14 protein-coding genes are annotated in these 16,650 nt (G+C 59.7%); 10 read left to right on the top strand and 4 right to left on the bottom strand.

All coding sequences use genetic code 11. The annotated features are described in order from the left end of the window. Positions 1-217 precede the first annotated feature (217 nt). The 5 genes from miaB to lnt all read left to right on the top strand — a co-directional run bounded on the left by miaB (position 218) and on the right by lnt (position 5,889). Positions 218-1,651, top strand: a complete 1,434-nt coding sequence (gene miaB, locus ACB042_RS09885; protein ID WP_279486658.1) for a tRNA (N6-isopentenyl adenosine(37)-C2)-methylthiotransferase MiaB — start codon at positions 218-220, stop codon at positions 1,649-1,651. A 54-nt stretch (positions 1,652-1,705) separates the two neighbouring features. Then, positions 1,706-2,755, top strand: coding sequence for a PhoH family protein (locus ACB042_RS09880; RefSeq protein ID WP_005362369.1), 1,050 nt, complete (start codon positions 1,706-1,708; stop codon positions 2,753-2,755). Next, a complete protein-coding gene (gene ybeY / locus ACB042_RS09875) occupies positions 2,752-3,216 on the top strand; it encodes an rRNA maturation RNase YbeY (RefSeq protein ID WP_005354089.1) in 465 nt (154 codons plus the stop codon). Before ACB042_RS09880 ends, ybeY begins: the two co-directional genes overlap by 4 nt. A 95-nt stretch (positions 3,217-3,311) precedes the next feature. After that, on the top strand, positions 3,312-4,196 hold the full coding sequence (gene corC, locus ACB042_RS09870) for a CNNM family magnesium/cobalt transport protein CorC (protein WP_005354092.1): 885 nt from the start codon (positions 3,312-3,314) through the stop codon (positions 4,194-4,196). A gap of 148 nt (positions 4,197-4,344) precedes the next feature. Next, entirely contained in the window at positions 4,345-5,889 is a 1,545-nt protein-coding gene (gene lnt / locus ACB042_RS09865; RefSeq protein ID WP_302245438.1) for an apolipoprotein N-acyltransferase, read from the top strand. 68 nt (positions 5,890-5,957) lie between these two features. Here the strand turns inward: lnt and ACB042_RS09860 are convergent, their stop codons facing one another. The 3 genes from ACB042_RS09860 to ACB042_RS09850 form a co-directional block, all read right to left on the bottom strand. Further along, positions 5,958-7,142: a MerR family transcriptional regulator gene (locus ACB042_RS09860; protein WP_371178322.1), complete on the bottom strand. Its 1,185-nt coding sequence runs from the start codon at positions 7,140-7,142 to the stop codon at positions 5,958-5,960. A 157-nt stretch (positions 7,143-7,299) separates the two neighbouring features. Then, entirely contained in the window at positions 7,300-9,030 is a 1,731-nt protein-coding gene (gene recJ, locus ACB042_RS09855) for a single-stranded-DNA-specific exonuclease RecJ (protein ID WP_371178321.1), read from the bottom strand. Beyond that, positions 8,996-9,643, bottom strand: a complete 648-nt coding sequence (locus ACB042_RS09850) for a disulfide isomerase DsbC N-terminal domain-containing protein (RefSeq protein WP_005335146.1) — start codon at positions 9,641-9,643, stop codon at positions 8,996-8,998. Before ACB042_RS09850 ends, recJ begins: the two co-directional genes overlap by 35 nt. Positions 9,644-9,959: 316 nt before the next feature. Between ACB042_RS09850 and mscL the strand changes: the two genes are divergently transcribed. Both mscL and ACB042_RS09840 read left to right on the top strand, forming a co-directional pair. Further along, positions 9,960-10,370: a large-conductance mechanosensitive channel protein MscL gene (gene mscL / locus ACB042_RS09845; protein WP_157162090.1), complete on the top strand. Its 411-nt coding sequence runs from the start codon at positions 9,960-9,962 to the stop codon at positions 10,368-10,370. 86 nt (positions 10,371-10,456) lie between these two features. Continuing rightward, a complete protein-coding gene (locus ACB042_RS09840; protein ID WP_157162089.1) occupies positions 10,457-11,992 on the top strand; it encodes a sensor domain-containing diguanylate cyclase in 1,536 nt (511 codons plus the stop codon). Here ACB042_RS09840 and xerD read toward each other — a convergent pair. Next, the gene (gene xerD / locus ACB042_RS09835; protein ID WP_157162088.1) at positions 11,989-12,888 is read right to left on the bottom strand and encodes a site-specific tyrosine recombinase XerD; all 900 of its coding nucleotides are present in this window, start codon (positions 12,886-12,888) and stop codon (positions 11,989-11,991) included. The genes ACB042_RS09840 and xerD overlap by 4 nt on opposite strands. Before the next feature lie 250 nt (positions 12,889-13,138). Here xerD and fldB point away from each other — a divergent pair, with 250 nt between their 5' ends. The 3 genes from fldB (at position 13,139) to ACB042_RS09820 (ending at position 16,600) form a co-directional block, all read left to right on the top strand. Continuing rightward, positions 13,139-13,657 (top strand): flavodoxin FldB, encoded by a 519-nt coding sequence (fldB, locus tag ACB042_RS09830; RefSeq protein ID WP_021229741.1) that lies wholly within the window; start codon positions 13,139-13,141, stop codon positions 13,655-13,657. A gap of 202 nt (positions 13,658-13,859) precedes the next feature. Then, positions 13,860-15,260: a TldD/PmbA family protein gene (locus ACB042_RS09825; RefSeq protein WP_371178320.1), complete on the top strand. Its 1,401-nt coding sequence runs from the start codon at positions 13,860-13,862 to the stop codon at positions 15,258-15,260. Then, positions 15,260-16,600, top strand: a complete 1,341-nt coding sequence (locus ACB042_RS09820; RefSeq protein ID WP_371178319.1) for a TldD/PmbA family protein — start codon at positions 15,260-15,262, stop codon at positions 16,598-16,600. The genes ACB042_RS09825 and ACB042_RS09820 overlap by 1 nt, the downstream gene beginning before the upstream one ends. Positions 16,601-16,650: the final 50 nt, after the last annotated feature.

The following is a 16,650-nucleotide window of genomic DNA, read 5'->3' as shown; positions in this document are numbered from 1 at the left end:
CCGGATGGCTGCATGATAGCGCAAGGGCGACTGATAAACAGTGAGACAAACGGGGAATTGCTGCGTCAAATCAAGGAGAAAGCTTATTGAGCTTGCTGGCAACAGGTATCGGGTGAGCACCATTGCCAGCTGGATATTAGCTAGGCAGTATCCAGATTGCGGAGTAAAATGCGCGGTCCTTTGACCATGCCGATTTCAAAACAAGTCAAGAGAAGCAATGAGCAAGAAACTTCACATTAAAACCTGGGGTTGCCAGATGAACGAGTATGACTCGTCCAAAATGGCCGACCTGTTGGATGCCAGCAATGGCTACACCCTTACCGAAGAGCCCGAAGAGGCAGATGTCTTGCTGCTGAATACCTGCTCCATCCGCGAAAAGGCGCAGGAGAAGGTGTTCCACCAGCTGGGACGCTGGAAAAAGCTCAAGGCCAAAAAGCCCGGTCTGGTGATCGGCGTGGGTGGCTGCGTTGCCTCTCAGGAGGGCGATGCGATTCGCCAACGCGCTCCCTATGTGGATATCGTGTTCGGCCCGCAGACCCTGCATCGCCTGCCCGCCATGATCAAGGAAGTGCAAGAGGGCCATGGTGCCCAGGTTGATATCGCCTTCCCCGAGATCGAAAAATTCGACAGCCTGCCCGAACCGCGCGCCGAAGGGGCTACCGCGTTCGTCTCCATCATGGAAGGCTGCTCCAAATACTGTACTTACTGCGTGGTGCCCTACACCCGCGGTGAAGAGGTGAGCCGACCGCTGGACGACGTGCTCTACGAAATCGCCCAGCTCGCCCAGCAGGGCGTGCGCGAAGTGAACCTGCTCGGCCAGAACGTCAATGCCTACCGCGGCCCGACCTTTGATGGCGGCATCTGCACCTTCGCCGAGTTGCTGCGTCTGGTAGCCGCCATCGACGGTATCGATCGCATTCGCTACACCACCAGCCACCCGATCGAGTTCACCGACGACATCATCGAAGTCTACAAAGACACCCCGGAAGTGGTCAGCTTCCTGCACCTGCCGGTGCAGAGCGGCTCCGACCGTATTCTGACCATGATGAAGCGCCCGCACACCATCCTGGAGTACAAATCCAAGATCCGTCGCCTGCGTGCCGCCCGTCCCGACATCACCATCAGCTCCGACTTCATCGTTGGCTTCCCGAACGAGACGGACGAAGACTTTGAAGCGACCATGAAGCTGATCGAGGATGTGGGTTTCGACATGAGCTTCAGCTTCATCTTCAGCCCGCGCCCGGGCACCCCGGCCGCCGACATGCCAGACGATGTCGACATGGAAGTGAAGAAAGCCCGTCTGGCCCGCCTGCAGCACGTCATCAACAACCAGGCGATGCAGATTAGCCGCGCCATGTTGGGCACCACCCAGCGCATCCTGGTGGAAGGGCCCTCCAAGCTCGACCCGATGCAGCTGTGTGGCCGCACCGAGAACAACCGGGTGGTCAACTTTGAAGGCCAGCACACCCTGATCGGCGGCTTTGCCGACGTGGAGATCACCGAGGTACGTCCCAACTCCCTGCGCGGCAAGTTCATCCGCGGCGAGAGCGAGATGAACCTGCGGATCGCCACCGCCCCGAGCGAAATCCTGGCCCGTCGCCCGGATAACGTACCGGACGAGCTGGGCGTGGCCGCTTTCACACCCCATTAATCCCCTCCTCCCCATTCGCCCGGCGGATGGGGAGCGCCTTGAGACGAGGATATTTTGAGCCGACACATCTCGACCCTGAATCTGCATCTGGAGCCCGCCGACAACCAGCGCCTTGCCAGCCTGTGCGGCCCCTTCGATGACAATATCAAGCAGCTGGAGCGCCGCCTCGGCGTCGAGATCAGCTACCGTGACAGCCACTTCCAGCTGGTGGGCAAACCGGCCCAGCTGGATGCCGCCGCCGTCATCCTCAAGCACCTTTATGTGGAAACCCAGCCACTCAAGGGTGGCAAGGTGACCGACATCACCCCCGACATGGTCCATCTGGCCATTCAGGAGTCGCGAGTGCTGGAGCAGGATGACGAACCGGCGCCGAGCATCCCCTATGGCAAGGAAGTGACGGTCAAGACCAAGCGCGGTCTCATCAAGCCACGCAGCCCAAATCAGGCCCAGTACATCGCCAATATCGTGCGCCACGATATCTGCTTCGGCATAGGCCCGGCCGGTACCGGCAAGACCTATCTGGCGGTCGCAGCGGCGGTGGATGCGCTGGAGCGTCAGGAAATTCGCCGCATTCTGCTGACCCGTCCGGCGGTGGAAGCGGGGGAGAAGCTGGGCTTCCTGCCCGGCGATCTCTCCCAGAAGGTGGATCCTTACCTGCGCCCCCTCTACGACGCCCTGTTCGAGATGCTGGGCTTTGAGCGGGTCGAGAAGCTGATGGAGCGCAACATCATCGAGGTGGCGCCGCTCGCCTATATGCGCGGAAGAACCCTCAATGACGCCTTTATCATTCTCGATGAGGCCCAGAACACCACCACCGAGCAGATGAAGATGTTCCTGACCCGGATCGGCTTCAACTCCAAGGCAGTGGTCACCGGTGACATCACCCAGGTAGACCTGCCGCGCAACGCCAAATCCGGCCTGCGCCACGCGCTGGAAGTGCTGCCAGGGGTCGATGGTCTGTCGTTCAACTTCTTCGAGTCCAAAGACGTGGTGCGCCACCCGGTGGTGGCCCGTATCGTGCAGGCCTATGAGGCGTTCGACGCCAAACAGGCCGCCGAGAAGGTGGCCGGCCAAACAAACGCCAGCAAAGAGAGTGAGCAATGAGCGTAACCCTGGATCTGCAGCTGGCCAGTGCCAGCACTGACGGCCTGCCCACCGAAGCCCAACTGCAAGGCTGGCTCGACGGCACCATTCTCGGCTTCCAGCAGGAGGCAGAAGTGACGGTGCGCATCGTCGACGAGGCGGAGAGCAACGAGCTCAACCTCACCTATCGCGGCAAGGACAAGCCCACCAACGTGCTCTCCTTCCCGTTCGAGGCGCCACCCGGTCTGGAGCTGCCGCTGCTCGGCGATCTGGTGATCTGCCGTCAGGTGGTAGAGCGCGAGGCCGAGGAGCAGGGCAAGCCCCTCATGGCCCACTGGGCCCACATGGTTGTGCACGGCAGTCTGCATCTGCTAGGTTATGACCATATCGAGGATGAGGAAGCCGAAGAGATGGAAGCGCTTGAGCGCGACATCATGCAGGAGCTCGGTTTTGCCGATCCTTATCTGAACGACGAAGAGTAAAACGCCGGACGGTCATCGACTTGAAACAGCAGATGGCCATCCTTATATAACCCGAACTATTTCAAGTGTGTTCATACGAGTAACCAAGAGAGAAAATGACCGACGATCACCCTAGTACCGGCTCGCCGAAGAAAACCTGGCTCGACAAACTCAGCCAACTCTTCCAGGGCGAGCCAAAAGACCGCAATGATTTGGTAGACGTGATAGCCGATGCCGAAGAGCGCGACCTCATCGATCAGGACACCAAGGACATGATCGAGGGGGTGCTGGAGATCGCCGATCTTCGCGTGCGCGATATCATGATCCCCCGCTCCCAGATGGTGACCATCGAGAAGTCCCAGCCGGTGGATGCAATCCTGCCGGTGATCATCGAGTCCGGCCACTCCCGCTTCCCGGTGATCAACGAGGACAAGGATCATGTGGAGGGCATTCTGCTCGCCAAGGATCTGCTCCCCTTCGGGTTTGGCGGCCATCACGCCAGCGAGCCGCTGCAGCTCGAGAAAATCTTGCGCCCCACGGTGATCGTGCCGGAAAGCAAACGGGTTGACCGTCTGCTCAAGGAGTTCCGTGAAGAGCGCTACCACATGGCCATCGTGGTCGACGAATTTGGTGGCGTCTCCGGCCTGGTGACCATCGAAGACATACTGGAACTGATCGTTGGCGAGATCGACGACGAGTTTGACGACATCGAGGATGAACCGGACGAAATCCGCCGCCTCAGCAAGCGGGTCTTCTCCATCAGTGCCCTGACCGAGATCGAGGATTTCAACGACTTCTTCGGCACCAAATTCAGCGATGAAGAGGTGGATACGGTAGGCGGTCTGGTGATGCACGCCTTCAGCCACCTGCCCAAGAAGGGCGAGGAGATCGAGCTGGACGGCTACCTGTTCAAGGTGATGCATGCCGACCGGCGCCGTCTGCAGCAGCTGCAGGTGAAGATCCCCGAGCACCACGCGGCGGCGCAATCCGAGCCGCAATAAGCAGATCCGCTCGATGTGTGAAACAACGCCCCAACCTCGGGGCGTTGTGCTCTCTGCCACCGGCATCGAGGCTCGCCGTTGCCCCGCTTACAGGTTAAGATACCGGCCATTCGACCCCAGTTGCACACCAAGACGAGCACCATCGCCCGTGAGATTATCCCCTGTTACTTCCAAAATTCTGTTAAGCCTCAGTGCATTGGCCTCTGGTGCCATCGCCGTGCTGGCCTTCTCCCCCTTCGGCTACTGGCCGCTGGTGATCCCCTCCCTGCTTGGCCTCTACGCCCTGCTGGACAAAGCCACGCCGAAACAGGCCGCCTGGCGCGGTTTTGGCTACGCCATGGGACTCTTTTTACCGGGGCTGTGGTGGATCCATGTCAGCATGACAGAGTTTGGCGGCATCCCGCTGCCGGTCGCCTTCGTGCTGCTGGCCGGGCTCTCCGCCTATCTGGCACTCTACCCGACGCTCGCCTGCTGGGTCTTTGCCCGCTTCTTTGGCGGCCGTCACTGGAGCCGCTGGCTGCTCGCCTTCCCGGCCCTCTGGTTGGTCGCTGACTGGCTGCGCGGCTGGGTGATGACCGGCTTCCCCTGGCTCTGGTTTGGTTACAGCCAAATCGACGGCCCGCTCAAGGGATTTGCTCCCATTCTCGGGGTACAGGGCATCACCCTAGCACTGCTATTCTCCGCCTCCGCCATTTGGCTGGTGTGGAAATCCCGCTCGCCACTGTGGCTGGCGGTGCCCGCCCTGCTGGTGGCCGGTGCCCACGGTCTGATGCAGCTCAACTGGGTGACCCGTGGCGAGCCGGTCAAGGTGGCGCTGGTGCAAGGCAATATCGCCCAATCCCTCAAATGGGATCCGGAGGCGCTGGCCCCCACGGTGCGCACCTATCAGGACTTGAGCCGCGAGAATCAGGATGCTGACATCATCATCTGGCCGGAGTCGGCGATCCCGGCCATCGAGAAGGCGATGGGCCCCTATCTGGAGAATCTGGACAAGGCGATGAAGGTGAACGATACCGGCCTGCTGGCGGGGATTATTCACTACGACGAGCAGCAACAGCGCTTCTACAATACCGTGCTCGGCATGGGGGTGCAGGATGCGGATGGCAAGGAGTCCTACTTCTACAACCACTCCAACCGCTACAACAAGTACCACCTGCTGCCCATCGGCGAGTTCGTGCCGTTTGAAGATCTGCTGCGCCCCATCGCCCCCTTCTTCAACCTGCCGATGTCCTCCTTCAGCCGGGGTGACGAAGTGCAGCCCAACCTGATCGCCAAGGGGCTCAAGTTTGCCGCCGCCATCTGCTACGAGATCATCTTCCCGGAAGAGGTGCGCCGCAACGTCAATACCGATACCGACTTCCTGCTGACAGTCTCCAACGACGCCTGGTTCGGCACCAGCATCGGCCCCTGGCAGCATATGGAGATCGCCCGGATGCGCGCGCTGGAGCTGGCTCGTCCGCTGCTGCGGGACACCAACACCGGCATCACCATCGTTACCGAAATCGACGGCAGCATCATCGGCCAGATCCCGCAGTTTGAAGCGGGCGTGCTGCGCAGCGAGGTGCGTCCCGCCCACGGTGAGACCCCCTACATGCGCTTTGGCAGCTGGCCCCTCTACGGTCTGACCGTACTGCTGCTGGGTCTGGCGCTGGCGCTACGCCCCAAGGCCCACCCCTGGGCCCGCGAGCTGTAATGGCCATCCGCAATCCCTGATAAACAACGAGGCGCCCGCAGGCGCCTCGTTTTTTTTACGACAACTTATCAAGTATCTTTTTGCAGGCAGCAGATCACATAGCCGTAACTGCCCAGATATTGGCGGTGGATGGCCACTTCCCGGCTCAAATCCTGCCAGGCGGCACTCTCCCCCAGCTCGTCTCGATAGCGCAACAGATTGACCTCGATGGGGTCCAGATAATTGTTCCAGGCACTCATCGGCAATGGGGTGTGTGACAGGCAGCGGTAGCCTGCCGCTTGTATCGTCTCAAGCAGGCCCGCCAGCGTCTGCATGGCGGGATAATCCTGCTGCCAGAATGCCAATGCCTCCTCGGGCGGGTTATCGGTCAGCCAGACCGCATCACTCAGCACGATGCAAGCCTGCGGGCTCGCGAGCAGCGGACGCCACGCCTTCAGTGCATTGGCAACCCCCATCACGTAAGCGCTCCCCTCTGCCCAGATGAGGTCGGCCGGGGCCAGATCGTCCGGCAATGCCGCCATGTTGGCGCAGAGGGTGGAGACATGCTCAAAGCCTGCCGCACGGGCGGAGTGCGCCACGGCGGCCAGCGCCTCCTCTTCCAGATCGATGGCCACAATGTCGGCATCAGTCACCTGCGCCAGAGCCATGGTTGAAGCCCCGCGCCCGCAGCCCATGTCGAGGATCCGGCGCGGCCGGATGGGCAAGGCGGCAAACTGCTGCTGAGTGAAGGCGCGATCCCCCGGCCCCCAGTAACTCATGCCATCCAGCAGCTGGATAAAGTCTTTGATGTAACGCTCATGTTCATTCATATCTTTGCTCAACCATTGCAAGTGGTAGCGATCTTTCTCGCTAAAACCCTGTTTCATCACCCACGCGAAGTAGGCCTCCGGTGCCTCGCGCTGCAGTTGCAGCTGCCAGGCCTTGAATTCCTCACCGGAGCGCGGGCGCAGCCCTGCCAGATCCGCCAACAGATCCCGGGCGCGCTGCATCCGCGCCAGCTCCTCATCCAGCTCCCTGACCCGGGCCTGCAATGCCGCCTGATCTATCTCGCCAGCCAGACAGGCAAGGCACTGCTTGAGGCTGAGACCACCTGCCTGCAGGGCCTGCACCATCTGCAGTCGCTGCAGATCCCCCTCGTCATAGTGGCGATAGCCGTTGGCGGCCCGGGTGCCGGCAATCACCCCCAGCTTCTCGTAATAGAGCAGGGTGGAGCGGGCGAGGCCGCAGCGGCGGGCCAGTTCGGATATTTTCATGGCAATCACTCACGGTGCGGGCCCTCAGGTGACCCGATAGAGACGAGCTTAAACTGTAAAGCTATAGACAGGTCAACGCCCTTTTCCAGAGATCCGCCAACAAAAACGGCCACCCGAGGGTGGCCGTTGTCAGCGATAGGGCTGCGATGCTCTTGACTCAGAGACCGGCTGCCTCCAGATGCTCCACCAGCAGCTGCACGCTGCGGTTGCCGCGCCACTCGTTGACGTCAAGCCGGTAGACAAGCCGCACCCGCTTGACCGTGGCATCGGGCCAGCGCTTGAGATCGACGCCAAAGGCGATGGCATCCACCGCGTGACCGGAATCGGTGGTCAGCATCATTTTGAGGTGTTTCTCCCCCACCAGCCGCTGCTGCACCAGCACGAACTCGCCGTCAAACAGCGGCTCGGGGAAGGCCTGACCCCAGGGGCCGGAGGCGCGAATCAGCTCCGCCAGCTCGATATTGAGCTCATCCGGCAACAACTCGCCATCGGTGAGCAGCACCCCGGTCAAGAGCTCCGGCGTCACCAGCTCGCTGATGACCGCCTCAAAGGCCCGACCAAACGCCTCAATGTTGGCCTTGGGCAGGGTCAACCCCGCCGCCATGGCATGGCCACCAAACTTGCCCATCAGGCCCGGGTGGCGGGTATCGAGCAGTTCCAGCGCATCGCGCAAGTGCACGCCGGGGATGGAGCGGCCGGAGCCCTTGAGCTCGCTCTCGCTGCTCTCGGCAAAGGCAATGACCGGGCGGTAGTACTTCTCCTTCACCTTGGAAGCCACCAGCCCCACCACCCCCTGATGCCACTCGTTGCGGTGCAGCACTATGCCCGACGGCACCTCGCCATCGCGAAACCGGATCTGCTCCAGAGTGGCGAGGGCCTCCTGCTGCATCCCCTGCTCGATCTCCTTGCGCTCCTGATTGAGGCTGTCCATCTCGGCCGCAAGCTGGCGCGCCAGATTGAGATCATCGCAGAGCAGACAGGCGACCCCGAGGGACATGTCATCGAGACGGCCCACCGCATTGAGGCGTGGCCCCAGTGCAAAACCGAGGTCGGCGGCGGTGAGGCGACGACCATCGCGGCCCGACACATCCACCAGCGCCTGAATGCCGGGGCGACAGCGCCCGGCCCGGATCCGCTGCAAGCCCTGATGGACCAAAATGCGGTTGTTGCCATCGAGCGCCACCACGTCGGCGACCGTGCCGAGGGCCACCAGATCGAGGTAATCCGCCACATTGGGGGCTCGCAACCCTTGCCGTTCGTACCAGCCGAGCTGACGCAGATGGGTGTTGAGGGCCGCCATCAGGTAGAAGGCTACCCCCACCCCGGCCAGCGACTTGGAGGGGAAATCGCAACCATGCTGGTTCGGGTTGACGATGGCATCGGCGTCAGGCAGCTCCTGACCCGGTAAATGGTGATCGGTAACCAGTACCTGCATGCCCGCCGCCTTGGCTGCCGCCACCCCGGCGATGCTGGAGATGCCGTTATCCACCGTGATCAGAAACTCGGCGCCGCGGGCCACCGCCAGCTCAACAATTTCGGGGGTGAGGCCGTAGCCAAACTCGAAGCGGTTGGGCACCAGAAAATCGATGTGGCGACCCCCCATGGCGCGCAGGGCCAGCACACACAGCGCCGAACTGGTGGCACCATCGCAGTCGAAGTCGCCGACAATCAGGATCCGTTTCTGGGCAATCAGGGCATCCGCCAGCAGCGGCACCGCCTGCTCCATCCCATAGAGGCGCTGGGGGGGCAACAGCTGGCTGGCGCTGCGCTCCAGCAGGGCGGGATCCTCTACGCCACGGCTGGCGAAGATTTGGCGAAGCAGGGGATGCAGGGCGGCAGGCAGATGGGAATCATCAACTCGCGGACGACGACGGATTTGCAGGGACATCAATATGATCCAGTATCTTGAGCAGCTGTTCGGGGCTCTGATACCCGCGCACCAGATCCCCGTCGGAGGAGACCCAGGCCGGCAGTACCTTGACCCCCAACCATTGGCTCAGGCCAATATTTTGGATAAGGGTCTCACTACATGCCGTTTGAGGCAAATAGGCTTTTAACGGATCATTTTGCAGCAGGGGATCGCTGCACCAGTCGGCGGCCCGTTCGGCGTGATCAATCACCGGATAGAGAGCCACGCTCACCCCAGATGCCTGCAGGTGTTGCAAGGTGCCGGAGAGCTGACGGCGTTTGGCGTCCTGCTCGCCGAGAAACAGCGCGACCCGGTGACGCTCATCCCGAGCCTTGAGCACGATGGGGGCATGGGCCACCTGTGCCAAGCCAAGTCGGCGCTGCTCACGCATACCAGAGATGGTCAGGTTCTTCATGTCGCGGGTCATATCCAGCATGACCCCCTGCACCACATAATCCCCTTTGGCATCGCTGTAGAGCACCCCCTGTGAGGTGCCCAGCATATACAACCCCGCGATCGGGGTCGGTTCAACCAGATAGACGGGGACCCCCAGCCGGGCTGTGATGGTCTGTTTCAAGGCTTGGGTATCCATCCCCGCTCTGGCAGCAAATGTGCACAAAAGCATCATTCCCAGTAGTAAATACTTCACTTGTTTACTCACGTGGTATGAATGAATCGACCCAGCAAACTACAGCAGCACAGCTCATCATTCAACCAACTACTTACCAAAAAATTAATATCACTTTGTACCAAAAAAATGGCTCCCCCCGATTGCCAAGGACTCATAACGCCCGCAAGCTAGTCAGGACGACAGGAACAACGCGGCTTAGCCTCTGTTTTTCCTGACAAGAGTTTGCCCTTTGGCAAGGGTAATCAACGCGCTATCTTGTTTAATTTCGGAGGAAATAATGAGTCTGATTCAAGAGTTCAAAGCCTTTGCCGCCCGCGGCAACGTCATCGACATGGCGGTCGGTATCATCATTGGTGCCGCCTTCGGCAAAATTGTCTCCTCTTTTGTCGGTGACGTGATCATGCCGCCCATCGGCCTGATCCTGGGCGGCGTGGACTTCAGCGACCTGGCGATCACCCTGAAGGCCGCAGAAGGTGCAACACCCGCCGTGGTCATCGCCTATGGCAAGTTCATCCAGACCATCATCGACTTTCTGATCATCTCCTTCGCCATCTTCATGGGACTGAAGGCCATCAACACCCTCAAGAAAAAGCAGGAAGAAGAAGCCGCCGCCCCGGCAGGCCCGACCAAGGATCAGGAGCTGCTGACCGAGATCCGTGATCTGCTGAAATCTCAACAGGAGCGTTAAGCCGACTCCCCAGACTGGTGTGTATGTGTGTCACGATGCCCATGGGCTATGGTTAGATGGCGTAAAGTTATATAGGCGTCGTGACTATGCAAACCTCCACTGCTGCAAACTCCAATCACAGCTTTATTCTCCGTTTTCTTTTGCTGCTTGCGCTGCCACTTGTTTTGACCACATTGGGTAGTGCGTACCTTTTTTCTGTTATGCAGAAAAACACCTTGCTAAGCACCGCCAGATTTTTTAACGATAGTACTGCGCAGCAATGGGATAACTCACTCTCTTCGGTTGAGAGGCAAATAAATATCATCATTGCTGACATTACTGAGAATAATGGAGATCTTCCCCCGGAATTAAAACAACGTTATCGCGACATTTGGCAATACCTTCTTTACCCTGATGGCCCAATAAAAACCGTGTACTACATGCTTCAGGATAACAAGCATATCAATTTCTCTCTTCATCCTACCCCGATTGAGTTCAAAGAGTCGGAACGTCCATGGTACCGCAATGCTATCGAGCATCCCGGCATCAATATCTGGAGTTCCCCTTACATTGACGCGATTGAAAAAATGCCGGTCGTCACCCTTTCCCATGCTGTTTTTAATAATCAGGGGGAATTTCTTGGCGTGATTGGCATCGACCTGAACTTGAAAGTATTTTCAGCACGTATAGGGCGGATTCTGGAGAGTAGTAACAATGTTGTATATATGCTCTTTGACCGAGGCAGTAAGATGATTGTGGCTCACAGCGACCCTCAGGAAAACGGCAGTCGACTTGACCAACCATGGATTTCTGAATTGAAAGGCAGGAATGGTACCTTAATGAGTAAAAATGGTGATCTCATTTCATATCACGCCCTTCACAACAACCCATCGTGGCTGGTTATTACTGTATTTCCATTCAAGAGCGATATTTTGATTGGTGAGATACTGCCTACTATATTTATCACTCTGGTATTGTCACTATCGATATTCACACTAGTTGCCATTATTTTCAGACAACGTCTGGAGCATACTATCAGCACATTGGTACAAGTTGTTAGACAATTGCGTATTACCCCTCCAGGGCAACAGATTATTATCCCCAAGCTGGCTGGCATAGAGGAGCTGGAGGATGAAATCGTGATGATTTCAGACAAAATGCAGGCCGAAACAGAAAAATCGCTGCGTGATGCATTAACCGGCTTGTACAACCGCCGTTATTTGGAAGAGGCACTCGCCACTCTACATAAAGAAAATAACCAATACATATTGGCAATTATCGACATTGATAACTTCAAAAAAATAAATGATACCTATGGTCATCCCATCGGTGATGCCGTTTTGAAGCGCACCGCTCAGCTCGGTAGCCAATTGCTGGAGGAACAGGCAACCCTGTGCCGCTTTGGGGGGGAAGAGCTGGTCGCTATTTTTGAACAGACGGATATTGCCAGTGCACAGCAGTTGATGGAGCAGTGGCGTATCAGCATGGGGCAACAGGATTGGCGTGAAAAGGGCTTAAGCGTCTCCTTTAGCGGTGGCATTGCCGAATCCCTGAATGATGCGCCAGACAGTGTGATGGCCCGCGCCGATGCAGCCCTTTATCAGGCTAAACAAGCGGGCAAAAATCGGCTGCAACGGGCTTAAGCGCGGGGGTGGTGCTCCCCGTGCAGCGCCTTGAGTCGCTCGTTGGCCACATGGGTGTAGATCTGGGTGGTGGAGAGATCCGCGTGCCCCAGCAGCATCTGTACCACTCGCAGGTCGGCGCCGTGGTTGAGCAGATGGGTGGCGAAGGCGTGGCGCAAGGTATGGGGGGATAGCTCGCCGTTAATCCCGGCCCGCTGCGCGTAAAGCTTGATGCGGTGCCAAAAGGTCTGGCGGGTCATCATACGGGCCTGCTTGGAGGGAAACACCACATCCGAGCTGGTGCCCCCCAGCAGCAGGGTGCGGGCCTCGCGGTAGTAACGCTCCAGCCAGTGCATCGCCTCCTCGCCCATCGGCACCAACCGCTCCTTGTTACCCTTGCCAATAACCCGCACCAAGCCCTGCCGCAAACTGACATGCTCGGCGGTGAGCCCCACCAGCTCGGAGACCCGCAGCCCGGTAGCGTAGAGCAGCTCCAGCATTGCCTTGTCCCGCAACTCCAGCGGGTCATCCACCAGCGGCGCACTCAGCAACGCATCCACCTCCGTTTCGCTTAAATCGGAGGGGAGTTTTTTCGGCAACTTGGGCCCCTCCAGCAGCACGGTCGGATCATCGCTGCGCAGCTTCTCACGGTTGAGATACTGATAGAAACGGCGCAGGGCCGAGAGAAAACGGGCGGTGCTGCTGGCCGCAAACTGGTGATCGACCCGCCAGGCGAGGTAGTGCTGGATCTCGTCCATCCCCGCCAGCAGCAGCGAGCTCCCCTGCTCGTCGAGCCAGAGGGAGAACTTCTCCAGATCGCTGCGATAGGAGCTGATCGTGTTGTCAGACAATCCCCGCTCCAGCCAGAGGGCATCGAGAAAGGGTTCAATCAGGGGATGGGGGTCAGGCTTGCTCATGGTGCGCTGCAATCAGGGGATCGATGGCCCATTGTAACGCGTCAACTCCTTGGAAAGACAAGGCACTTTCAGTGGAAAGATAAGGCTCGTTTGCCACGCCCCTTGCCGGGCGGTGAAGGTCGAATGGCAATCTGCTAGACTGGCGCCCTCCCCTTACGTTACCCATCGTGTTGCCAACATGGCGCAGCCCACACGAGCATGCGAGAACGCGCCAAAAGCAAGCGAGAAAGCGCCAACAGAGAGAAGAGCGATGAAGATTGGTCTGTTTTACGGTTCCACCACCTGCTACACCGAGATGGCTGCCGAGAAGATCCGCGCCCTCATCGGCCCCGAGCTGGTGGATATTCACAATATCAAGGATGTCTCCCTGCGCCTGATGGAGGATTACGAGATCCTGATCCTCGGCATCTCCACCTGGGATTTTGGCGAACTGCAGGAGGACTGGGAGTCCCGCTGGGAAGATATCGCCGACCTCCATCTGGAGGGACGCATCGTGGCCCTGTTTGGCCTCGGCGATCAGCTCGGTTATGGCGAATGGTTCCAGGACGCCCTCGGCATGCTGCACGACCAGCTGGTGCCAAAAGGAGTCAAGCTGGTGGGCTACTGGCCCAACGAAGGGTACGAATTCGATGCCTCCAAGGCACTTATCGACGATGGTCGTCACTTCGTCGGGCTGGCGCTGGACGATGCCAATCAATATGACCAGACCGATCCGCGCATCGAGCAGTGGGTCGAGCAGATCCTGAGCGAAATCCACGCCCTGCTCTGATCTTTCCCACGTTTTGGCAAAACGACCCTGAGCGCCTGGCCCTGGCCGCCGGGCGCAGTTATCGCACCGATTTTCTCAATCGGTATCATCGCATGACGCTATAGCGACTTTTTTGTGCTGGTCTGCAACAATGGACTCGACATCCCATAACAATCAGAGCCGGATGTCGGAAGCAAACGGACAGACCAGAAAAGGATATTCTATGACCCCATTTTCCCTGTTGGCCCCCGCCATCGCCCGTGACGTGCTCGATCACGCGCTGGCGCTGGGTGCCGATTTTGCCGAGCTGTTTGTGGAGCGCAAGCGCCGCAGCCAGCTCAGCCTGCTCTCCGGCCAGATAGAGAACATCAGCGGCGGCCTCGATTTCGGTATCGGCGTGCGCCTCTGTTACGGCCACAAGGTGCTCTACGGCTACACCAATCTGGCCAGCCGCGACGAGCTGCTACGCATCGTCACCCTGCTGGCGGCCAAAGACCGCCGCGACCCCGTGGTGACCGCCACCGCCTTCGATTTCACCCGCCTGAGCGATCGCAACCCGGTGGCCCTGCCCTTGTCGGCAGACAAGCTGCTGGAGCAGAAGATCGCCTATCTGCACGCCATGGATGCGGTAGCCCGCGCCGAGAGCAGCAAGGTGAGCCAGTTCTCCGGCAATGTGCTGGGCTGGGAGCAGGAGGTGGAGATCTTCAACAGCGAAGGGGTGCAAGTGGCCGATCGCCGCCACTACAACCGCATCATGGCCCAGACCATCGCCATGGAAGGGAGCGAGCAGAGCGTCGGTTACGAGGCCCCCGGCGCCCTGATGGGCTGGGAGCATGCCGATCGCATCGATCCGCGCGAACTGGCCCTCACCGCCACCCGTCAGGCACTGGTGAAACTGGGCGCGGCTCCCTGCCCGAGCGGCACCCTGCCGGTCATCATGGAGAACGGCTTTGGCGGTGTCATCTTCCACGAGGCGTGCGGCCACCTGCTGGAGACCACCTCGGTGGCCAAGAAGGCCTCGGTATTCCACGACAAGATGGGCCAGCTCATCGCAAATCCGGTGGTCAATGCGGTGGACGAGGGACTGCAAGGCAATGCCTGGGGCTCCATCAACGTCGATGACGAGGGGATGGCGACCCAGCACACCCAGCTCATCAAGGACGGCGTCCTGACCGGCTTTCTGGTGGACAGAATGGGTGCCCTCAAAACAGGCTACGCCCGCACCGGCTCGGGGCGGCGCGAATCCTACAAGTACGCCCCCACCTCGCGCATGCGCAACACCTATATCGAACCGGGCAACCATACCCTCGACGATATGCTGGCCACCGTTGAACATGGCATCTACGCCAAGAAGATGGGGGGCGGCTCGGTACAGCCCGGCACCGGTGAATTCAACTTCAACGTGCAGGAGGCCTACCTCATCGAACAAGGCAAAATCACCAAGCCGCTCAAGTCAGCCACCCTGATCGGTACCGGCCCGCAGGTGCTCAAAGAGATCTCCATGGTGGGCCGCAATCTGGCGCTGGCCGCCGGTATGTGCGGCTCGGTCTCGGGCTCGGTGCCCACCTCGGTGGGCCAGCCGGCGCTGAAAGTGGACAACATTCTGGTGGGAGGGAACGCCTGATGAGCCAACTTGACATGAACCAACTGCTCACCCGCCTGCTCGACAAGGTGGCCGACCTCGGCGCCGAGGCAGACATCATCGCCAATCAGGAGAAGGCCTTCTCCCTCAAGGCAGACAAGGGCGAGCTAGGTGAATACAAGGTCACCAGCAGCCAGCAACTCGGCATTCGCCTGATCAAAGAGGGTCGAGTCGGCATCGCCTACTCGGAATCCCTCGATGAGCTGGCGCTGGATGCCATGCTGCAGGATGCGCTCGATGCCAGCCGCTTTGCCAAGGTGGATGCGGATCAGCGCATCTCGGTGGCCAATAGCCTGATCACCACAGATTGCGCCGAGATCAACCAGCCCGATACCACGCCGGTTGAGGAGAAGATCGCTCTGGCCCTGCGCCTGGAATCTGACATGCTGGCCATGCCCGATGTGAGCGGCGCCCCCTACAACAGCTTCTTCGAAGGGGAGAGCCAGCTCTGGCTCGCCAACAATCATGGCACCCTCTGCCAGCACGGCGAGTTCAGCGTCGGCTGCTACACCTCGGCGCTGGTGGAACGGGATGGCCGCCAGTCGATGCACTCGCAGGGCCAGTATGGCCGTCGCTTCGACGAGCTGGATAGCCAGCGACTCATCGAGCAGATCTACGCCATCGCCGATGGCCTGCTGCCCGGTGAAGCGGTGCCGAGCGGTCGCTACAGCGTCATCTTCAGTACCAACTGCTTTGCCAGCCTGTTTGGCTGCTTTCAGGGCGTGCTGTCGGGCAAATGGGCCCAGCAGGGGATCAACCCCTGGCGCAGCAAGGTCGGCCAGAGCGTGGCGTCACGCTGGCTTACTCTGGAAAGCCGGGTCTATATGCCTGGCGGCATGAACATCAAGGCGTTTGATGGCGAGGGGGCGGCCAGCTCGGATCTGCTGCTGATTGGCGAAGGGGAGCTGAAAACCCTGCTCCACAACAGCGCCACTGCCCGCCACTTTGGCGTCGCCAGCAACGGATCGGCCGCCCGCGGTGCCCGCAGCGCCCTCGATGTGACCGCTCGCCATCTGGTGTTTGGCGCGGGCCCCCACTGCGAAGCGGAAGTGCAGAGCGGCGACTATCTGGAGCTGGTCAAGCTGGATGGCCTGCATTCGGGTGCCGATGCGGTGAGCGGTGACTTCTCCTTTGGCGCGTCGGGCTTCCTCTGCCGCGATGGAGTTCGCCTGCAGCCGGTGCGCGGCATCACGGTAGCAGGCAACTTCTACCGCCTGCTGGACGAGCTGGAAGCGGTCGGTGACACCCTGCACCACAACGACGGCAAGGGCTTCTACGCCCCGCTTATCCGTTTTGGTGGCCTCTCCGTCGCAGGCAAGTAAACGCCCCGACGAAACCTGCAAGTAAGAAAAAGGCGCCTGATGGCGCCTTT

The organism is Aeromonas sp. S13(2024), from assembly GCF_041402405.1.
Lineage (GTDB): Bacteria > Pseudomonadota > Gammaproteobacteria > Enterobacterales > Aeromonadaceae > Aeromonas > Aeromonas veronii.
This window is presented reverse-complemented; position numbering and strand designations above follow the sequence as displayed.